Source organism: Flavobacterium sp. J27, assembly GCF_004303025.1.
Lineage (GTDB): Bacteria > Bacteroidota > Bacteroidia > Flavobacteriales > Flavobacteriaceae > Flavobacterium.
The window spans coordinates 149,513-172,763 of sequence record NZ_PJQW01000001.1 but is presented as its reverse complement, the minus strand read 5'-3'; the positions used below and the strand labels follow the sequence as shown (position 1 = coordinate 172,763).

Sequence of the window (23,251 nt, the reverse complement as noted above, 5' to 3'; positions counted from 1 at the left end):
TTCTAATCCATATAAAAAACTTCCTGTAGGAGCAGTATAAATTGTATTCTCATTCGAAAGAATCCCTGTCGAGGTATTAAAATCAAAAAGTTGAAGGATTCCATCATAATAATGGTTTAAAGCTAATTTACTACCATCTGGAGAAATCCTCATATAACCTATAGCATTATCAGTACTCACTGAAGCTACATTTACTCCTATAGAAGTTACAACTGGAGTAGCACTCAAACCACTATTTGTTAATAAATAACTGTAGAAAGTGTTATTATTCCAACCGTGAGTAACAACCCAAAAATCAGAATCATTTGCATGCTTAACAATTGCTAGCTTTTCACAAGAAGGAGTATAAATCAATTCATTTTTTACGGTAACAGCTCCATTACCCCCATCTAAAGTCATATCTACAATAGAATATCGAAACCCATGAGAACCAGCAAATGCATCTAAGGTAAATATATAAAATAAGTTTGCAGAACCGGGCTTAGGTACTATAGTTGCTGATTGTGTACTAGAAATATTCCCCATTAAACCTGTACCATTAGGCATTACACTATGATTTCGATTCCAAACCGTTATCCCATCTGTATAAAGTAATAAATCTCCGTTACTATCTGCAAGAGTAGCGCAACCTTCAATCGTATTTAATTGTCCATCTAAAAGTGTGGTTATGGTGGTGCCATTACTTTCAAACTTTATGCCTGCATTCTGTCCAAAATACCAAACACTCGCTTCTTGTTGTGAAAAAGCGAGTGTGGTAATAAATAAGATTATACTATAAAATAGTATTTTCATATATTACGTTTAAGTGATTTAACTAGTGAATCCAAAAATATAACAATAAATTAATAGTTGAATAATATTACAAACTGCAAGACCAAAGTAATCCCGAAAAAAATCAAAAGCGTTCTCTTTTGATCTATAAATGAATTAGCATTATTCTTATTCATTAAATCTCCAATTATTTTTTTATTTCTATTCTTTGAAATTAAAAAAAATAAAGGAGTTATACTTAAATAGATGCAGACTATAAATGCTGGTGTATCAATTTTATACTCATTGACAAACTGATAATAAATAAAACCTATAATAGTAGATACAATAAAATGTAAAAAAATTAATACAACCTTTCTTTTTAAAGAATTTATTGCATTTAAACATGCATTAAACAATATAAAGTCGTAAATCAGAATTAATAGTAAAAAAAATATTTTCATAAGTAGTATTATTTTTTAAGAAAGTTTTGTATTGCTGTGCCCCAATCTTTAAAAGGAATTGTTATATCAATTCCACCTCCTCCACCTATTATCCAACCAAAATTTGCAGCATCATTAAGCCTAAAAATACCAGTTTTTGTATCATAATAAATTGCTGATTCATGACCTGCATGCGCAGATAATCCAGTTAATTCCGATGAAAAATTAAATTTAGCACCGAAAACTGTAAAACCATAATTTCCAGTAACCTTTATAACTTGTGCCCCAATGTTAGCTTTTGCTTCATAACCATAGATACCTTGTTTTCCTCCATGTGCATAACCTGCAAGATCAGCTGAAGCACTTAAAAATTCAAAATCAGCTCCAGCATTACCATTAAAACCTTGTTTTCCAAATTTAAGTTCACCACCTTGTTTAAAATAAGATGCATCTGCAGATAAAGTAAAACCATCCGAATCACCAGTTGCTCTTGCGTTAGCTTCTAAAAAAGAATAATTATATAAAGCGTTAAAATATTTAGATTTATACGATCTCTCCCCCTTTTTATAATAAGCAAATGCATGCCCCTCTTCAATACCATATTTTTTTTCTACATCGTTTATTAAAACCCCATACTCATCAACACTTGAAAGTTCCTCTGTCCATTTAGTCATAGGTTCTTCAATTTGCCTAATTTGAGGGTTATCATAATTTTCAATGTAATTATTTGAATAATTAGTGGCAATATTTGAAGCACTAAAGGAAGCTCCTCCTAATGCAGTATTTGCCCAAGTTGTAGAATCCCATTTAAACGGATTAAACTCCCCTCCACTTGCTTGATAACCTGCTACATATGAATTAACCAATGCTCCAATAAAAAATTGCCAAAACTCTCCAGTAGGATCACTATACTTGGTAGGGTTGTTCATTACATAAGCATAACGGTTAAAGTTTTGCGCGTTTAAGGGGTTTTGTATATTATTATCTGGTTGAAAGAAACGATGCAGTTTATCATCATAAATTCTTCCATTCATATTAATCACATTTACTCCTAATAAATGCTCATGCCCTGTATATCCTCTATCAAGCAATAAAGCTGTACTTACTGTAGGAACAGTAGTTACACCACTACTATTTGCATATTGTATTAAAGTTCCCCATACATCAAACATTCTCTTTTCTAATACGACACCATTTGCATTTGTAATTCCTAAGATACTTCCTTGATAATCTCTATGCAAATATAAGTATTCTTGAGTTGTTCCGTTACTTTTTAATACAACTGGTGTATTATAACCATCTCCACCAATATAAGTTACAAACTCAACATCTGCAGAAGCTATGTTTCGTTTTATCTCCATAGAACCATCAGCTGCATAATATTTACGGTAAGGTCTATCTTGTTTTAAGGGTTGTAGACCTCCATAATACATTATTGCTCTATCATCAAAAGCATTATAAACAAAATCTATATTTTCTGCGTTTGCTTCTGTTATACTTGTTGGGTTATTTGCAACATTATATGTTATATTTTGCATTCTATTAGCATAATAATCATAAGTTGCTGAAGGCATTGTAGGTGTGATTGTTGAAACTTGATATGGTTTGCCATTAATAGTATATGCATAATTACCTATTTTATTAGTGCTTATAGTTCCATTATCGTTATACGCTTGATTTTGAACACCTGCAACATCTCTCCATGTTGTTAATCTGTCTAATGCATCATAAGACAAGTCTTCACTCCATGAGCCAAACATAGAATTGGTTCGCTTTTTCAAATTACCAGTTAGTACATCAAACTCATTGGTTAAAGTCATAATATTAGTCAATCCCTTTTGATGTTTCATCTCAGTTGGAAAACCATATATATCATAGGTGTTCGTAACAACTGTACCATTTCCTAAATTAGTGGTTATAGGCTGTCCACTTGCTGTAAATGTATTGCATTGCCATAATGTGACTCCTACAGAGCCATAAACTGGCATGTCTTGAATTCTTGTTTTATACCCTTTTTTATAACTATTACGTATCCATCTATCAGATACTTTATTATTTAAAACACTAGTTGCAATAAAATTTTCTTGATAGGCTCTACCAAAGCCATCATACTCAAGTTTATGTTTGAACTTAAATTCTGGATTAATTTCTTCTATAAAATCTATCCTAAAATAAGGGTCATATTTGTATTCGTAAGTAGTAGTACTATTGTTTATTAAATCATTAAAACCTATATTGGTTAGGTTCGATTTAGTATCATATGTATATAAGGTTCTAGCGCTTAACACTGTATTTTCAAAAGTCCTTTTTTCCAATACTTTTCCAAAATCGTCTATATCATATTCTACTTTACCTTTTCCAACCACTTCTTCTTCTTTTAACTCTCCAAAATGATTATATGTATAATGACGTGTTCCTGCAGAAGGATCTATCAACGTCTTTTTCCTTCCAAAAGGATCTTGTAAAATAGTAGTGGTAGCTCCACTACTTGTTGTGGATTTTAAATTTCCATTTGCAAAATAAGTATAATTAACTTGTACTCCAGGGTTTTCTTCTAAAGTAACCACTTGATTTAAAGCATTTTTTGTGATTTTTCTTGCTCTTTGTCCATCAAATTCAGTGGTAATTAATCCTGTATAATCATAAGTTGTTACTTTTCCATTTCCTTGTCCTGATTTCAAGTGATTCTCTTTTTCAATACGACCGTAAATATCATACGTTATTTCATCCCAAGTGAATCGGTCTTCTCCATCAAAATAAGGTTGATAAATTCTAACAGGCTGATTATTGATATTATATTCTATAGAAGTTACTGACCATTTTGTATTCGCTTGTTCTACCCCTTTATGCAAAGTATTACCATATGAATCCATGATCATTTTACTACTACTACCATCACTACCCGATTGAGTTATAATAATTCCACCATATGTGTTTTTATAAGTAAAATTTTCACTTTTTCCTAAGTAATTAGTTTGTTTAATTACTTTTCCCCATTTATCATATAAGTTTGTTGTAATAAGCGGAAAGCCTGAATTAGAGGGTAACAATTCTGTTAACACATTACCTGTACTCATATCATAAGTATATTCTGTTACTAAATTATCAACATCTGTTTTTTTAGTCATAAATCGATGCGTTGTGGTATCGTATTCATAGGAAATCTTTCTTTCTGCTAAATTTGGCGCACTAATTTTATTTTGTATGATATTCCCATATATATCATATTCATTTGTTTCTGTAATAAACTCGCTAGTTTCTCCAGAATTAGTTACCCTTTTCTTGATTTCTTTAATTAAATTGGGTTTACTAGAGTCATAAGTATAAATTTCTTCAGAAGAAGAAATATCTCCAGATGCTAAAGTTGCTGTGATGGTTTTACTAGAAGGTCTATCCAGTAAATAAGGTGTAGATAAAGTACTATTATAATTAAAATTACTTACTACAGTTTGTTCAGTAGCAGAATCATTTTTAGTAATTGTAGTAGACTGAATAGGGCTATTATTAATGTTATACACAACACTTGTCTCGGTTTTTACATTTGTAAGACCATTTGTGTTTTCAACCTTAGTCTGTGTTAATTTAAATACTTTATTAGGTAAAAGAGGCTCTATATAATTTGTTTCTTCATTATTATAACTGTATTCTGTTTTTGAAATAAAAGTATCTGAACTTAATAATTCATAATTTGGTTCTAGCAAACCTAATTTTGTAAAACTTTCTTTTATTGTTCCATTTTTAGTAAAATCAAACTTATTTACAGTTGAAATAATATCATCGTTATTTACAAACCAATTCGTTACTACACTTGATTGAAAACCACTTATACCTCTTCCTAAAACATCAAAAATAGCACCTTGATATTTGTATTGTTTTATTTTTAAACCAATCGAATTTATTTCATTAATTTCGGAAACAACTGTAATATTTTTATTATTTAATACATTATAATATGGGTAACTTTCTAAAGAAGTACTTTTAAAATAAACCCCATTATCGTTTTCAAGAAAACTATAATATAAAGATTTATTTTCCCCGTTAACTTGTTCAATTCTGTGTATCAGATTTTGTCGATCTTGGTTACTATTAAAGTTAATATAGGAAATTCCTTCTGTTCCCAATATTGCTAAATCTACGTTTGTCGTTTCACTATTGTTTTTTCTAGAAAATAATGGTAACATTAATTGGTTAAATTTATTATCATCATTAGGATCACTATCAACTCCTCCGAATTCTCTTCTAAAAATTTTGTTAAAATTATATTTTATCCAATTATCTACATTAGTAGACACCCCTCTTTTATACAAATCTATCACAAGACCATAGTTATAGTTATAACCATTAAGAGCTACAGATTGCGTTACTGGATACCCTGTAGATGAGTAACCTACATTTACAACAGGATAAGATGTAGTACTCTCATAGTCTAAAGTAGGCTTAATTCTTAAAATGTCTAATCTTCCATCATTATCCATATCACTTATGTAATATGTTTCTGTAAAAGGTGCGCTAGGTTTTATAAAAGTAGAAGGTAATAATTGTTCATTAAAAACTTGTGTAGTTATTCCTGTAGATTCTAATATTTTTCCATCAGTTGGAAGAAAAACATCACATTTCCCATCATTTGTAAAATCACCTAAAACCACCTTATATTTTACACTTCCTGGTACATAATCACTCCTTGAAAACTTATCTTCTAAATTACTTGGAAGTGTATAATTAGTAGAATAGACCAAAGTAAAAGAGCCATTGATGAGAGAATAAATATCAATTTTATTGTAAGGAGCACCTTTAAAAACAAACAAATCCATTTTACCATCACCATCATAATCTCCTTCTTCTATTAAAGAATTACCTGTAATAGTTAAATTACCATTATAATTATCTGGATTAAAAGTATAATTTGAAATGCCTACATTAATAGTTCCTGAATCAACACTATAATCCCCTAAATTAGGATTTAAGCTACAAAAAGCTGTTCTTACTAAACCTGCTTTTGATTTAATTTTAATAACATCTGTTATATTATCTCCATCGAAATCTCCCCATAAATATTTTTCATAAACCTGACCTTCATCCTTTAAGGATTGATATGTATTTGAACCATAATCTGAACCATAATTGTCTATTTTTTTTTCAAATAAGACATCAATTGTATTAGTTAAATTATTATAAGAACAAATTTTTATACCTTTATATATTTGACCGTTTATATTCTCTCCAGTACCCTTTAAAACAAATAAATCTTTATTCGATAATTTATCATTATCTAATGTTCTAACTAAAGATCTAGAAATTAAGTAAGAATAACTATCAGATTGATTATAAATCTCTGTAAGCTCATTATTATTATCTATTTTATATAAATGTAATTTAGAATTATAGTCTGTCAAAATTTCAATTTCTCCATCACCATCAAAATCTCCCTTAATATAATTGGTATTTAAAATATCAAATAAAAATCGAGGCCCTCTTGTATTATAATTTATTTGCTGTGTAAGTGTAGCTTGGTTTTTACTATAAGTAAAATTTAACGGATTTAATACTTTCGTTTCATCACCAGTTTTTTCATTAATACTTTTTAATCTCTCATAACCAAAAGAATTCAAATCATGTATCAATTCATAGTTTTTATAAGAAGAACCGTTTCCTTTTATTTTAATTTGAGATAAAATTTGAGACATCATTGGAAATTCATATCCACCTATATATGACTTATGAGTTGTAATCGTATTTTTATTTTTGTAAATAAACTCAATTTTATTAATCCCTTGTAAATTAGTTGAACCATAAACTATATCATTTATAATATATGTAATTCCATTATTAGGAATAGAAATTATACTATAATTATATACTATTTTCAACCCTTGTACATTTTCCCATCGACTAATAACCCAATCTAGATTAAAATTCGCGTTTGATCCTAATTTAGAATAATAGGCTACACTACCATCGGGGTATTCCGCTTTAAAACAATCTCCAGAAGATTGAGAAAGTAAAGATACTTTAATATTAGAAAAAATTTCTGTTTCATAAGTAGACCCTACCTGACCATATACACCTGTTTTTAAAATAAGCCTTTGTCCATCAATTGCAAATCGATCATATCCATCAAAATCAACAGGATCAGAAATACCATCATGAAATATTGTAGAAGGTATTCTAGAAATTTTAGATACCCCACCTATATTCCAGTTTTCCCCAGCAATTCCTCTACCACTTCGGCTATTATATTGTAAAGAAATTTTAGGTTCGACACCTTTAATTCCTGGTGGTATCAATATTGGTATATTATACATTGCTATACCATTATTAGAAACCGACAAGCTTCCTTCAGTAACACCCACTTCACCAGGTAAAAGAGGAGGATTTAATTCTGTAATAGTAGCTGGGTCAATTGGATTTCCATCTGGATCTGTAAGCTCTCCTTGTGAAAATGAATGAATAGAAACTAAAATAAAAACTATAATTAAAATTTTTCTCATGGCCTATTGCTTAACTAAAGTGATTGCTTTTTGGTCGTTGTTGGTATAAAATAAAAGAATTAAATAGGTTCCTTCTGGCTGACTTGCGAATGGAATCGTCTTAATTGTTTCATTCTGTAAGTTAGAATATGTTTGAAGAACTTGACCATTAAAAGCATAAACTTCAATTTTTGATACTTTGTTATTATCTACTAAATCCCATTTTAAATATAACTCATCTTTTACTGGGTTAGGATAATAGGATAAAACATCGTTAGCAGTAGCTTTTTGAAAATCTTCTTTCTTTACATCTTCTAATTTTTCTATAATAGAATCATCTGAAGCAATTCTAGCAGAAGATAAGGTAACATAACGTTTAATTTGATTTCCAGCAGAATCATATTCAAATTTGATTCTATTTTGAACTTGGGTGACACCAACAATAGATATTAGGAATAGACAAACAATAAACAATGGTTTCATAAAAAGTAAATAAATTTAAAAATCGCGCAAAAGTAATTGAAAAGTTTTAAGTAGACGTTAAAACCTTATCAATTTAAATAAAAGAAATAATACTCTGTGATAAGTTGGTTAATACTAGTTGCAATTAGCGCGCAAAAATAATTAGAAAAAAATTAAAAATTTTATATAAAAAATATTTAACTATAATTACATAAAAAATGTATAAAATGATAAATAAAATTAATTTTTAATAGTATAAAACTTATTACAATTAAATATCACTTAAACTTACTCAAAAAATCATCTTTATAGGTACTGGAAATTTCAATTTCCGATTCATCTTGCAGCGTAATAAAACCTCCTTTATTATAGGCTTTTACAAAGTTCACATTGATAATATGGGATTTATGTACACGTAAAAATGGAAACGGTAAAATTTCAGAAAAATGTTTTAAAAACCGACACACCATTTTTTTAGAACCATCGACTAAATGCAAATCGGTAAAATTACCATTGCCTTTTAAGCGCACAATATCTTTCATTTGAACCACTTCAAAACCTTCCAAAGTAGGCAAAATGACTTGTTGTTTCTCAGGCTTAGGTTCTCTGAAATTTTCTACAATAATTTTATTCCGATTGATCAAATCATGGGTCGCTAATTGTTGTTGCACTTTGTTAACGGCTACAATTAATTCTTCTATACTAATGGGTTTGAGTAAATAATAAGCTGCACTTTGATTTAAGGCTTTTAAAGAATATTCGGAAAAGGCAGTGACAAAAATGGTTTCAAATTGCAAGTCTTTACAAGCTTCTAACACATCAAAGGCATTTCCAAAAGGCATTTCCACATCCAAAAAAACCAATTGCGGTTCCAAATCGTGTAGCAAAGGTACTGCTTCTTTGATATTAGCCGCTTCACCAATAATTTCGACTTGCGGACAATACTTATTGAGATAGTTTTTTAATACTTCTCTCGCTGCTGTTTCATCTTCAACAATAACACTTCTTATCTTTTGCAATCCTGTCATATTTTATCTAATAAAGGTACTGTAATAACGACTATGGTTCCCGTTTCTGGAGCCTCTTTTTCTGTAATAGAAAAACTAATATGCATTTTATACAACTCATTTAATAATTTAATACGTTCCAAAGTATTGGTCGTTCCTCTGGATTGATGCACTTTTTGATTAACGGTTTTTAAAGCCTGACTTTGGGTTAACCCAATGCCATCATCATCAATCGTTATTTGTACTTTCTTAGGAAACAATTGAAATTGTAAAAGTAAGTTGCCTTTGCCTTCTTTATAACGCAATCCGTGCCAAATGGCATTTTCCAAATGCGGTTGCAAAATCATGTTAGGAATAAATGTAACTTCAGTATCAATGTGTTCGTCTATGCTAATTTCGTACTCAAATTGATCTTGAAAACGCAAATGTTCTAACGCGAGATATTTTTTTAATTGTTCCAGTTCATTGCTAATACTAATAAAGTCTTTATTAGAATTTTCCATCATGTTTCGCATTAAATGAGAATACGAACTCAAATATTTATTGGCTTCTAATTCTTTATTTTCAGAAATAAATTGGTTCACGCTATTCAAACTATTGAAAATAAAATGCGGATTCATTTCTCTTCGTAAAGACTGCAATGCAATTTTTTTGTTCTTAGTTTTAATAGCATAAAGGGCTTTTACAATCAGTGCAAAAAAGATAAAAAGTAACACTAAAGAGCCAATCAAAAAATAATTAAATCGATTCTTTTTGGTAATTAATTCGTCTTTTAAGGCCTTTTCTTTTTCTAATTGTAAAATTTTCTTTTCGGAAATTTGAAATACTTTATCATCAATTAAAGAACTATCTGCAGCCACAATTTCATCAAAATGAGTCAAAAAATCATCATATAATAACACACTTTCTTTATCATTTCCTTTTGATTTGTAATACGCTACTAGTTGATTTAAACTATTCTTAACTTCTTTAGTATTCCCTTTTTCGCTAGCTAAAGTATACGATTCTTTTAAAGACTGAATGCCTTTTTCGGGTTGATTGAATTGAAAATAAATTTCGGCTACTTCTTGTAATTGTTTTATTTCTATATCGTAATCTTTATTTTTTCTCGCTTCATCTAATAAGTTCAATTGAATGGTTAATGCTTTTTCATACTCATTCTCTTCTTTATATACTTCCGCTATTTTATTTTTTATTTTTATGGCTTCTTCTGTATCCTCATTCACATAATCTAACGCGCTTTTATAACTTTCAATGGCTTCCTCTGTTTCAGCTACAGACAAATCGGCTTCTGCTTTTTGTACATAAGCATTGGCAACCTCTTCTTTAAGAGCCACTTTTTTGGATTCTTTTACAAATTTATCTTTCGATTTTTCTTCTAGTAATTGTATATTCGAATTAATATAATCCGATTGTGCTTTTGGATTGCTTTGGTTACGTAAACGGTTGGCATCGTTATAATTCAACTGTTGGGACATTTCATCATCAGCAATACGCCCTGCACTTTCATAACTTTGAATGGCTGGAACCATTTTGTTTTGTCTCTCCTGCACTTGAGCAATAGAACGTGTCACCCTGGTTTTATCTTCCGCCTTTTTTAATTTGGTATAAAGAGCTTCCGCCTTCTTATAAAATTCTTCTGCTTTGGCTAAATCTCCTTTTTTTTGGTAAACCAAAGCCAATTCTTCATAATTCTTTGCGGTCTTAAAATCATCGTTAGTGTCTATTGAACGTTCTAATTTCTTTACAGAATTTGACAAAGATACTTTTGCTTTCTTTTCTTTAATAGTGTCCTGAGCCTGTGTTTGCAAAGACATTATAAATAATATGAGAAAGAAATATATTGCTCTTTTAACTTGCATTTTATAGTTTTAATTATACAATGTAAAGATACTTTTTTTACTATTCATTATTTTATCAGTTTACCAAGTGAAAAGCCGTTTTCACCAAGTCTCCAAAATTAGCTTTTGTTATCCTCCTAAATTTGAATCAAATAACAAAAAAATGAAAGCTAATTTAATCTTATTATTTATGATTTCTTCTTTTTTAACTTCTTCAATAGAGCCCCAAACCGTTCCATCATTTACACCAGCATTAGTAGATTTTGATGCTTTTGAAAATCTTACAAAAGAAGTAAGAGAATACAGGAAACAAAGATTAATTAATTGGGCAACTTTTACAGAATATGCGACCGAAACCAATACCATTATTTTAGATACACGCTCTAAAGCAATGTATAACAAGAAACATCTTAAAGGCGCTATCCATATGAATTTTTCAGATTTCACTCAAGATAATTTAGCCGCTATTATTCCTTCATATACAACTAGAATCTTAATCTATTGTAATAATAATATAGAGAACGACCCTGTTTATTTTGCTTCAAAAATAGTATTACCAAAAGAAAATAACCAAACAAAATCAATTTCGCTAGCTTTAAACATTCCTACATTCATTACCCTTTATGGATATGGCTATCAAAATATTTACGAATTATCAGAATTAATTTCAGCTACAAATCCTAAGGTTTCTTTTGAAAGTAGCACGCTATAAAAGTATTAACAAAAAAATAGAAATTATGAAAACTACAAAAAAAACAATTCTTATTACTGGTTTAATTACAGTATTAACTTCTATGGCTTGGTATACAAACACTGCTATTGTAAAATCGTTAGATAACTCAAATTTACCAGACTTTGCCATGAAAAACACAATTGAGAAACCTTGCGTTTTTATGTCGGTTATGGGCGAACAGTCTGTTGTAGGATATGCTTCTTACAAAATAGAAAATTCATTTGGTGAAAAAATTACAGCTGGTGAAAACTGGCTTATTAAAGCGCAAAATCAAGATGGTGGCTGGGGCGCAGGTTCTCATTTTAATCAACAAGAAATGAATCCTCATGCAGTAAGTTCTGATCCAGCAACGACAGCAATGGCTGCTATGTCATTATACAGATGCGGCTATTCTATTCACAGTAAAAAACATGGTGAGGAACTACAAAAAGCCTTGTATTTTATTTTAAAAGAAATTGAAACCAATGCAAATCAACCTTTCATAACTCAAATAAGAGGCACGCAAATACAGAGAAAATTAGGAGAAAATATAGATGCTGTTTTAGCCCTTCAATTTTTAAATCAGGTGGTAGACACTTTAAAAGATAAAGAATTAACAAAAAGAGTAGAAAAAGCCATTCAAAATTGTGTTGATAAAATAGAACATTCCTCAGATGCGGAAGGTAAAGTAAAAGGTGCTGGTTGGGCTGGAGTGTTACAATCCTCATTTGCTAGTTCTGGCTTAGAACAAGCTGCAAAGAATAAAAATATTAAAGTAGATAAAGACAAATTAGAGAATTCGAGAAATTACCAAAAAAGCAATTACAATGCAGAAACGGAAGCTGTAAAATCAGATGATGGAGCTGGAGTGGTTTTGTATGCAGTAAGTAGTTCGGTAAGAGGCAGTGCCGCTGAAGCTCAAGAAGCAGAAGAATTATTAGAAAAAGGAAAAAAGGCGGGAAGAATACCTCAAAATGCACAATTAACTAAAGAAAATTTAGAAAAATTAGGTGTGAGCAAAGAAAAAGCAGCTTCTTATGATGTGGCAGACAAAGTGTATCAATCTGCAAAAGTAAAAGCCATGAGAGAAGATGTAATGAGTGGTTTTGGAAATAATGGCGGTGAAGAGTTCTTAAGCTTTTTACAAACAGGAGAGTCTATGATTGTAAAAAAAGACAACGACTGGAAAAACTGGTATGACAATGTTGCTGGAAAATTAATTAAAATTCAAAATCAAGATGGTAGTTGGAACGGTCATCATTGCATTACTAGTCCTGTTTTTTGTACTGCAACTAGTTTATTAATCCTAAGTATAGAAAATGACATTAAAAAACTTCAAAAATAACCTTAAAAAATAGAAACTATGAATACTAAAATAATCTACATCAGCACTTTATTAGCATCCACTTTAACTTTTGGAAGTTGCAACAATAGTAAAGCAGAAACATTGGCAAACCATGAAGTTGCCGTTGAAAAAACAATCGAAAAACCACTTTCTGACAACAAAATTCAAGTAGCTATTTTATTAGACACTTCGAATAGTATGGACGGGTTAATTGAACAGGCTAAATCGCGTTTATGGAACATTGTAAATACCTTAACTACCTTAAAATATGAAGGAAAAACCCCAGAAATAGAAATTGGATTATATGAATATGGTAATGATGGATTGTCATCTGCTTCCAACTATATCAGACAAGTAGCTCCCTTAACTACTGATTTGGATTTAATTTCCGAAAAATTATTTGCTTTACGCACTAATGGTGGTAACGAATATTGTGGAGCCGTTATACAAGATGCAACAACTAAATTAAGCTGGAAAGACGGCAATAAAAACATGAAATTAGTTTATATTGCTGGAAACGAACCTTTCAACCAAGGAAATGTTAATTATAAAGAAGCCGTTAAGAATGCTTTAAAACAAGACATTTACATTAATACGATATTTTGTGGTAATCACGAAGAAGGTATTCGTACATTTTGGCAAGATGGTGCCATAAGTGGAAACGGAAAGTACTTTAATATCGATTCTAATCAAAGGGTGCAATATATTAATACACCTTATGATGACGAAATAACGGTATACAATCAAAAAATTAATGAGACTTACATAAGCTACGGACAAAAAGGTGTTGAAAAGAAAAGAAACCAAATGGCTCAAGATGCCAATGCAGAAAGTGTTTCCAAAGCCAATTATGTAGAACGTTCGGTAAGTAAATCAAAAGCAGTTTATAAAAATGAAAGTTGGGATTTAGTCGATAAAGTAAGTGAAGATGATAAAGCTTTAGATGAAATCAAATCAGAAGAATTACCTGCAGAATTAAAAGGAAAAAGCAAAGCTGAAATTAAAACCTATGTAGCTCAAAAATCGGCTGAAAGAGAAAAAATTCAAAAAGAAATTAGCACATTAGCGAAAAAACGTCAGGCATATATTGATAATGAAATGAAGAAAGACAAAAAACAAGACGATTTAGGTAATGCGATTACAAATTCTATCATCGAATTGGGTCAAAAGAAAGGTTATAAAGTTGAAAATAATTGATATTTTTAAATTATAATTCCAACCTTTGGTAACTAAAAACATCTTAATTAAAATACCTTGATACTAATGAAAAAAATAATAGTAGGATTACTTCTCTTAGTTAGTGTTTCCATTTGGGCCCAAAAACCCATTTTTACCACTGCAAAAGTAAATGCCGCAACCGTTTATGTAAACAGTGCCGAATTATCGCAATCTACCACAGTAACTTTACCTAAAGGAAACAGTGAAATTGTGATTAAAAATGTAGCCGATTATGTAAATGAAAGCACTGTGCAAATTAATGCACCTAAAAACATTACCGTTTTATCGGTTCAGTTTACCAAAAATTATATTTCAGAATATGAAATTGATGAAAGCAATCCTATTATTAAAAAAGTACGAGATAGTATTCATTGGGTGACCAAAGAAATGGCTAAAGTTGTGAACCAAAAAACGTCGTATTCCAAAACCATTGAATTACTCGACAAAAACCAACTAATAGCTGGGGCAAATGCTACTTTAAGTGTTACCGAATTGATGAAATTAGCCGATTATTATACTAGCAAACGCACAGAACTTAGCAATTTAGTCAATACATATACTGAAAAAGAGAATAAGTTAAGAGAACAATTGGCTACACTCAATTCGAAATTGGAAATTAATACCCAAAAAGAAGAAAAAACCTCTAAAGGAAAATTAATTCTTCAAGTAATGAATGATTTGGCAGGAACTGTTGATTTAGACATAAATTATTTAACACAAGGTGCTTCTTGGCAACCATTTTATGATTTAAGAGCAGAAAGCATTAGTAGTCCAATCGACATGCTATACAAAGGACAAGTTACTCAAAACACAGGAATCGACTGGAAAAAAGTAAAATTAACCTTGTCTAGTGGCAATCCAAATCAAAGTAATGAAGCCCCTATTTTAAGTGCTTGGTTTTTACGTTTTGGTTATCCAAATTATGGCAATTATAAAAGAGAAAATTCCGCATTAAATTCTATTCAAGGATATACTTCAGGAGTTGCTATAGAATTAGAAAATAAAGCATTAAGCACTTCAACCGTTTCAGATTACACTACTATTTCTGAAAATCAATTGAATGTAAGCTTTGATATCGATATTCCGTATGATATTCTATCCAATGGGAAAGCGCATAGCGTGGCGTTAAAAGAGATTCAATTACCCGCTTCTTATAAATATTATGCGGTACCAAAAGTAGAGAAAGAAGCTTTTTTATTAGCAGAAATAAGTGATTATTCAAAGTTTAATTTGCTACCAGGAGAAGCCAATATTATTTTTGAAGGTACTTATGTAGGTAAAACCTTTATTAATGCCAATGCTACTTCAGACACATTAAATTTAAGTATGGGAAGGGATAAAAAGATTTCGATAAAACGAGAAAAAGTGGTTGATAAATCGGGAACCAAATTTTTATCTTCTTATAAAGAACAAATATTCACCTACGATCTTATTGTGAGAAACAATAAAAAAGAAACTATAAATATGATTTTAAAAGATCAATATCCAATTAGTACCGATAAAGAAATTATCATTGAACTTTTAGAAAAAGATAAAGCTTCGGCAAATGAAGAAACAGGCGTATTAACTTGGAAAATAGATCTCAAACCTAATGAAACAAAAAAATTCAGGATTAGCTATAAAGTGAAGTATCCAAAAGACAAAGTCATAGACAATCTGTAATTTAAAAAGCCTATCTAAAAAACAGATAGGTTTTTTTTATATACTGATAATTAGTATTTTAAAAAATATTTTCGTTATTTTTACATAGCAACTATAAAAAACAAACAAACTATGAAAACGAACAAAAACACGTCTAAAAGGCGACATGTAACCCTTTGGTATGCAATTACTCTTCTTACTTTTCTTGTATCTAGCACACCTTCAATTTCACAAGATATTGATTTACAAATACTTGCAACTGGGTTCTCAAGTCCTGTAGAAATTACTCACGCTGGTGATGATCGATTATTTGTAGTGGAACAAGGCGGCCTTATCAAAATTTTAAATGCAAATGGAACGGTAAACACAACTCCTTTTCTAAATTTATCTTCACTAATAGGTTCAGGTGGAGAAAGAGGATTATTAGGACTCGCTTTCCATCCAGATTACAGTTCGAACGGTTACTTTTTTGTAAATTATACCAATACTTCAGGTAATACCGTAATTGCAAGGTACAGTGTCTATGCGGCTAATCCTAATGCAGCTAATCCTAGTGGCACCATTTTAATGACCATTAACCAACCGTATAGTAATCATAATGGCGGTTCTATAAAATTTGGTCCCGATGGCTATTTGTATATAGGAATGGGAGATGGTGGTAGTGGTGGCGATCCAGATGGATATGCTCAAAACACAACGATAGATGTTGCTAACCCTTCACGTGTGTTTCTAGGAAAAATGTTGCGTATTGATGTTGATAATGTTACCAGTCCTCCATTTTATACCATTCCAGCAACAAATCCATATGTTGGTCAAGCGGGAAAAGAAGAAATTTGGGCTCTCGGATTAAGAAATCCTTGGAAATTTTCTTTTGATAGTGTTACTGGCGATTTATGGATTGCCGATGTAGGTCAGGGAGCACATGAAGAAGTAAATAAAACAACTATGCCTCTTCCTAATGATTTAAATTATGGTTGGAGATGTTATGAAGGAAACACTTCTTATAATTCTTCAGGCTGTCCGGTTTCATCAGCTTTAACCTTCCCGCTTATCGATGTTAATCATTCTACTGGTGCTTGTTCTATTACGGGTGGTTATGTTTACAATGGTACTGCTTATCCAAACTTACAAGGAAAATATTTATTTACCGATTATTGTGATTCGAGAATAGGAATAGTAACCTCAACTGGAGCTTTAAGTTATACTCCTAGTTTTTCAGGCAACAATTTTGTGACTTTTGGAGAAGATAATAATAAAGAATTATACATTGCTGCTATTAACAATGGTACTATTTACAAAATTACCGATACATCACTTGCTACAGAAGATTTTACAAAAAAAGGATTTGTAATTTATCCAAACCCTACCAAAGAAAGTTTCACTATTGAAAACACAAATGCATTGGTTTCCAAAAGTATTACCATACATGACCTTTCTGGAAAAAAAATACTCTCTAAAGCTGTTAACGGAACAGTTACAGTAATTATTCCTAATTTAGTTACTGGTGTATATTTACTTACCGTAACAGATAACAATGACGAAAATTATACCACTAAATTAATCGTTCAATAAGATGTAATATAAAAAAGGAAGGACAATTAATAATAACTAATTGCCTTTCCTTTTTACGCCATTTATATTTTATTTCTTAATAAATTCTTCGAAAATAATAACATCTTCTTTGATTAACTTTAAGAAAAACACACCATTAGTTAATGCGCTAACATCGATTCCTGTTGCATTTAATTTATCTCGCTTTACCACTTTTCCGTGATAATCTATAATTTCATAAGAATAATCGTTTGCTTTAAAATCTTTTATATCTAGATATAGATAATCTTCCACAGGATTTGGATATATTTTTAAAAGAATCGCATTTCCATTAGATTCTGCATCATTAGTAAGAACAATTGTGGTTGCTATTTCAGGAGAACTTCCTGTAATGTTTACAGTATAATCTTCTGTTTGACCATAAGAATAGGTTTCACAAGAAGTAGGAATTCCGTTATATTTTAATGTAATTCTCATTCTTGTATTTCCTAAAGTAGCAGAGGTTGGTACCGTAAAACTTCCAGAAACTGGTGTCGTTGTTGAAGCTGTTTTCGACCAAACCAGTTCTCCTGAATCTACAAAATCACCATCATTATTATAATCAATCCAAACAGCATATCCTTCAGAATAAGTAGGTCCTGGCCAAACAGGTGTTATTGTAATGGTATATACTGTTCCTCTTCCCAAGTTAGTACTTATGGCTGTAAAATTTTCATACCCTGAAGTACCAGAAGAAGCATTATTAATAGAACCAATAACCACTCTTCCAATATATTCTTCAGTAGCATTTTGACTAGCAGAACTACAATAGGTTACCGTATTATTTAATGTTGTAATAGTTACTATATTACTCGAACTAGAAACATTTCCAGCGGCATCTTTTGCCTTAACCGAAAACGAATATGTAGTAGCGGCTGATAAACCTGTTACTGAATAAGAGGTTGAAGTTGTAGAACCCATAAGATTACTACCTCTGTAAATATCATATCCAGTAACACCTATATTATCAGATGAAGCAGTCCAAGATAAATTGGTACTACTTTGCGTTGTTCCCGAAGCCGTAAGGTTAGTGGGAGTTGTAGGAGGTGTTGCATCTGATGATGTACTTAAAGCTGTTCTCCAGATTCCTCTACCATAAGTAGCCGCAGTAAGGTTGTTATCTACATAGTTAATTTCTAAATCGGTTACTGAAACATTTGGAAGATTTGTATCGAAAGGCAACCAAGACGACATGGTATCATCTTTATGATAGACTCCTAGAGTAGTTCCTACATATAACGTATTATTTGGATCTTGCCCTTGATGTACAATGACATTTTTACCAATCGAAGGTAATCCTGTTGAAATACTACTAAAAGAAGTACCTCCATTAGTAGATTGATATACTAAACCAGACGTCCCTTGTGTGATGGCATATACAATAGCACTATTCGTGGTGTGAACACAAATATTTTTTACTGTAGTGGGAAAAGTATATACCAAAGAAAAATTAATTCCCTTATCAGTACTTTTATATAATTTACTTGCATCAGAAACATACATTATATTGTCGTTTGACGGATCTACAATTACATTTTCAATTGCGGTTGAAAAGGCAGTTGTTCCTGCCACCCACGAACTTCCATTTAAACGATATACTTTCTTATAGCCAGCAAAAACCTCTCCCGTTCCATTAATTGCTAAAGGTGTTACCCAATTTCCAGTTTCGCCACTAGGTTTATTTACTGTAGTGCTTAAACTATTACCACCATTTGTCGAAATATATAAACCACCACCACTTTGAATAAAACCATAATATTTATTGCTATTATTAGGATCTACTCCAGTGTCCATGCCATCAGCTCCATAATAATTTTTCCATTGGTTGCCACTGTAACCATAGCCACCATTATCTTGTAAACCCCCGACCATATTGGCCGAAGTTTGTTTAGAAACCGCTATTTTATAAAATTGACTGATTTGTAATCCTGTTGTTTTACTGGTAAATGATGCTGCATTATCAGAAGATTCATAAATTCCACCATCACTTCCACAATATAATTTATTACCATAATATCTTAAAAAATGAATATCAGCGTGTGTATACGTTGCTGCTGTGGGACTACTCCAATTATTCACTTTTGAGAATGAAGCTCCACCATTAGTACTTTTCCATATATTTAAAACACCAGTAAAAATTAAATTTTCGTTATTTGGTGACACTTCAAAAGCAAAATCATACCAAGCTTGTGAACTTTCAAAAACATCTGTTGTAGAAGCCATCTTAGTAAAAGAAACACCACTATTTGTAGAGCGATAGACTCCTTGAAAACTATATGAATTTGAAGAAGTGTTAGCACTTAAAAGATACACATAATTCCCATTAGCAGGAGTAACACCTATTGCTAATCTTCCAGAAGTAGTAGGCAACCCAGAAGTAATTTGGGCAAATGAATTTCCTCCGTCAGTAGATTTATAAAAAGCAGATGTAGTTACTGCATAAATAGTTGTTGGGTCTCCTGGCTTCAATTTTATATCTTTAATATTTCCCGAAAGGACATTAGTCCAACTTACCCCTGCATTAGTAGTTTTATAAACTCCTACACTAGTAGCAACCCATAGAATATTGGAATTGGTTGGATGCATATAAATATCGCCCGCTCTAGTAGAAGTATTGCTAAAAGACAATCCTGTTGTATTCCATGTTAAACCACCATTAGTAGATTTTAAGACACCTATAGAGTAGGTATCACCAGCATCTTTGTCTCCTGTAGCAATATAAATAATATTCGAATTTGAATAATCTGTTACAATTCCCGAAACACCTATTTGTGGTAATTCGTCAGATAATGGAGACCATGTAGTACCTGCATTGGTTGTTTTCCATATTCCACCAGCTGGAGTTCCTACATAAATAACACTACTATTATTAGGATCAACATACACCACATTAACCCTTCCTTGCCCAGCAGACCAAGAACCATTTATGGTATGATTAAAAGGTCCTACTGGTTGCCAATTACTCGATTTTTGAGTTAAAATATTTTTATTTTTATCTATTTGACCTTGCTTCATTTGCCAAGCCATGTTAATTTCTTGAGGAGTAATTACAGTTCCATCTGGGTGTTCATTATTTCTCCAATGGTATTCCCATCTCATAAATGGTTTATATCCAGATCCTTTTTTATCTTTATCATGCGTTAACCAATATTGATTAAAAGAAGCAACCATTTCATCGATGGTTACTTTTTCTTTTTTAGATATTGGTTGCAAAGTTTGCATCCAAGGAGCATCTTCATTAAATTGTGCTACTACTTTGAGATTACAGGAAAGCAGAATTCCTAGCACTAAAAAAAGCCTCAGCAGTGTATTACTTTTTTTCATAATTGTTTTTGTTTGTTTGTTAGTTTGTATTTTATAAAACACTAATAATAAAAGAATTACCTAGTGATTTATAATTCTAAGATAGTTTAAAAAAGCATAAAAAAAATAATTTTATGGCTCTTTTTTAGATACGAAATCCACTTTTAACTATAAGCATAGTTTTTCTGTAAAAACGACATAACAATCACTTACAAACAAAAAAGGGTGTACAATGAAAGGCACAACCTTTTTAGAATTAAAATATTGTATTTTATTATTAAGGTGCTGGATTAGGAATTAATTCTTGAATTTTTTCAATTTCTAAACATACTTCTCTCGATAATGAAGTTGTAAAAGCGTTTATATTCTCTTCTAATTGTTCCAAAGTAGTTGCCCCAATTATGGTAGAAGTTACAAAGTCTTGTTGATTTACAAAAGCAAGAGCCATTTGTGTTACCGTTAAATCATTCGCCTCGGCTAATTCTTTATACAATTGTGTTGCTTTATAACAGTTTTCATTGGTATACCTTTTAAAATTAGGGAACATTGCCATACGGTACTCTGGTTTCATCCCTGATAAATATTTTCCAGTTAAAAAACCAAAACCTAAAGGAGAATAAGCTAATAATCCAACTTCTTCTCGCATCGTAATTTCACTCAAACCTACTTCATATAGTCTATTTAGTAGCGAGTAAGGGTTTTGAATGCTAACAATTCTAGGCAAATTATGTTTTTCGCTCTCTATTAAATAACGCATTACACCATAAGGATTTTCATTTGAAACACCGATATGTTTTATTTTACCTTCTTTAATTAATCCATCAAATATATGTAGGATTTCTAAAAAAGAATATTGCCAAGATGCATCTATCTCTTGAAGACCTCTCTTTTGAAACATATTCATAATCCTTTCTGGCCAATGCATTTGATATAAATCGATATAATCTGTTTGCAAATTTTTCAAACTTAATTCAACAGCATCAGTAATACTTTTCTTTGAAAAATTGAGGGGGTTTCTAATGTATTCCATACCTCTATTTGGTCCAGCTATTTTAGTAGCAATTACCAATTTCTCTCTTTCTGTCTTTCCAATTTTATGCAACCAAGAGCCAATGTGTCTTTCAGTACTTCCAAAAATATGTTTATTGCCACCTATAGGATACATTTCAGCGGTATCAATAAAATTAATCCCTCTGGCTACTGCATAATCTAATTGAGCGTGCGCTTCTTGCTCTGTATTTTGATTTCCAAATGTCATAGTACCTAAGCAAATAGTACTAATTTTAACATTGGTTCTAGGTAAAGTTGTGTATTTCATTTCTAAGTTTAATAGATTAGATTTGCCCATTTTTATGAGTTGTAAAGTTACGGAGATTCTAGTAAAGAAAAAACCTGCTCGTAAAACTACACAGCAGGTTTTGTGAAAGTATAATTAAAATACTATTTTATAATTCGTTCATTAGTTTTGAGATTTCATCTAATTTAGGGGTTAAAATAATCTCTATTCTTCTGTTTTTTGCTTTTCCTTCTGTCGTTTCATTACTTGCTAAAGGAGCATATTCTCCACGACCAGCAGCCGTTAAATTCTTTTTGTCTATTGCTTTATTTTCAGCTAAAATATTGACAATAGCTGTTGCTCTTTTTGTTGATAAATCCCAGTTACTATCAATTCCTCCACCAATGCTTCCCGTAATTTTATCGTTATCGGTATGTCCTTCAATTAAAACAGAAATTTCTGGATTTTGACCTAATACTTCTCCTAATGCTTTAACCGCTTTTTTACCTTCTGTTCCTACTGTCCAACTACCTGATTCAAATAATAATTTATTTTCCATAGAAACATATACTTTACCATTTCTATGCTCTACTGTTAAGCCTTTTCCTTCAAAAGCATTTAATGCTTTTGATAATGTTTCTTTTAATTTTTTCATCGCAGCATCTTTATCTGCCATCATTTTTTCTAATTCAGCTAAACGATTGGAAGAAGCCTCTAAATCTGTTTTTAATTTATTTAAACGGTCTTGTTCTGCGTTTAATGTTTTTTGTTTTGCTTCTAATTCGGCTAATAGTTCGCGATTTTTCTTCATATTGTTCTCCAACGCGTCACTACTGTTTTTCTCTAAAGCATCATATGACGCTTTTAAATTGTCTAAATTTTTCTTTGTTGCTGCATAATCTGTAGCTAATTTATCTCTCTCTGTTTTTATTTTATCTAACTCAGATTGTAAGGCATTTTTGTCTAGTTCTAATTTATTTTTCGCTGCAGAAAGCGTTTCTTTTTCATCTGCTAATGCATTTCTTTCTTTCTTAAGATCGGCATATTTACTTTCTAAATCTTGATAGATTTTTTTAGACACACAAGATGTTGTTAAGGAAACAACAACTAGTGCAAGGGCAATTTTTTTAATCATAATGACTTTTTAATTAATATCTGTTTTTTAATAGGTTCTTTTAATTCAAACGAAAACAACA

At 31.0% G+C, this 23,251-nt stretch carries 12 protein-coding genes and 1 pseudogene; 5 read left to right on the top strand and 8 right to left on the bottom strand.

Features of this window, described 5'->3' with window-relative positions; genetic code table 11:
- From CX675_RS19960 to CX675_RS00640, 5 genes and pseudogenes are all read right to left on the bottom strand, one after another.
- Positions 1–792, bottom strand: a pseudogene (locus tag CX675_RS19960) (hypothetical protein); the annotation flags it as partial.
- A gap of 430 nt (positions 793–1,222) precedes the next feature.
- Positions 1,223–7,681: an RHS repeat-associated core domain-containing protein gene (locus CX675_RS00655; protein WP_130733284.1), complete on the bottom strand. Its 6,459-nt coding sequence runs from the start codon at positions 7,679–7,681 to the stop codon at positions 1,223–1,225.
- Positions 7,682–7,684: 3 nt separating this feature from the next.
- Positions 7,685–8,143 carry a T9SS type A sorting domain-containing protein gene (locus CX675_RS00650; RefSeq protein ID WP_130733283.1) on the bottom strand — a complete coding sequence of 153 codons (459 nt, stop codon included), beginning with the start codon at positions 8,141–8,143 and terminating at the stop codon, positions 7,685–7,687.
- Between the two features lie 257 nt (positions 8,144–8,400).
- Positions 8,401–9,150: a LytTR family DNA-binding domain-containing protein gene (locus tag CX675_RS00645; RefSeq protein ID WP_130733282.1), complete on the bottom strand. Its 750-nt coding sequence runs from the start codon at positions 9,148–9,150 to the stop codon at positions 8,401–8,403.
- A complete protein-coding gene (locus CX675_RS00640; protein WP_240723552.1) occupies positions 9,147–10,946 on the bottom strand; it encodes a histidine kinase in 1,800 nt (599 codons plus the stop codon). The genes CX675_RS00645 and CX675_RS00640 overlap by 4 nt, the downstream gene beginning before the upstream one ends.
- Positions 10,947–11,133: 187 nt before the next feature.
- Between CX675_RS00640 and CX675_RS00635 the strand changes: the two genes are divergently transcribed.
- The 5 genes from CX675_RS00635 to CX675_RS00615 all read left to right on the top strand — a co-directional run bounded on the left by CX675_RS00635 (position 11,134) and on the right by CX675_RS00615 (position 17,458).
- Positions 11,134–11,682, top strand: coding sequence for a rhodanese-like domain-containing protein (locus tag CX675_RS00635; RefSeq protein WP_130733280.1), 549 nt, complete (start codon positions 11,134–11,136; stop codon positions 11,680–11,682).
- A 25-nt stretch (positions 11,683–11,707) separates the two neighbouring features.
- Positions 11,708–13,027, top strand: coding sequence for a hypothetical protein (locus tag CX675_RS00630; protein ID WP_130733279.1), 1,320 nt, complete (start codon positions 11,708–11,710; stop codon positions 13,025–13,027).
- An 18-nt stretch (positions 13,028–13,045) separates the two neighbouring features.
- Complete coding sequence (locus CX675_RS00625) at positions 13,046–14,224, top strand: VWA domain-containing protein (RefSeq protein ID WP_130733278.1); 1,179 nt, start codon at positions 13,046–13,048, stop codon at positions 14,222–14,224.
- 66 nt (positions 14,225–14,290) lie between these two features.
- On the top strand, positions 14,291–15,907 hold the full coding sequence (locus CX675_RS00620; protein ID WP_130733277.1) for a DUF4139 domain-containing protein: 1,617 nt from the start codon (positions 14,291–14,293) through the stop codon (positions 15,905–15,907).
- A gap of 111 nt (positions 15,908–16,018) precedes the next feature.
- Positions 16,019–17,458, top strand: coding sequence for a sorbosone dehydrogenase family protein (locus CX675_RS00615; RefSeq protein ID WP_130733276.1), 1,440 nt, complete (start codon positions 16,019–16,021; stop codon positions 17,456–17,458).
- Positions 17,459–17,527: 69 nt separating this feature from the next.
- On the opposite strand, the gene CX675_RS00610 is transcribed toward CX675_RS00615, so the two are convergent.
- The 3 genes from CX675_RS00610 to CX675_RS00600 form a co-directional block, all read right to left on the bottom strand.
- Positions 17,528–20,800 (bottom strand): GEVED domain-containing protein, encoded by a 3,273-nt coding sequence (locus CX675_RS00610; RefSeq protein WP_130733275.1) that lies wholly within the window; start codon positions 20,798–20,800, stop codon positions 17,528–17,530.
- Positions 20,801–21,056: 256 nt separating this feature from the next.
- A complete protein-coding gene (locus CX675_RS00605) occupies positions 21,057–22,097 on the bottom strand; it encodes an aldo/keto reductase (protein WP_130733274.1) in 1,041 nt (346 codons plus the stop codon).
- A gap of 127 nt (positions 22,098–22,224) precedes the next feature.
- Entirely contained in the window at positions 22,225–23,190 is a 966-nt protein-coding gene (locus tag CX675_RS00600) for an OmpA family protein (protein WP_130733273.1), read from the bottom strand.
- Between the last annotated feature and the right edge of the window lie 61 nt (positions 23,191–23,251).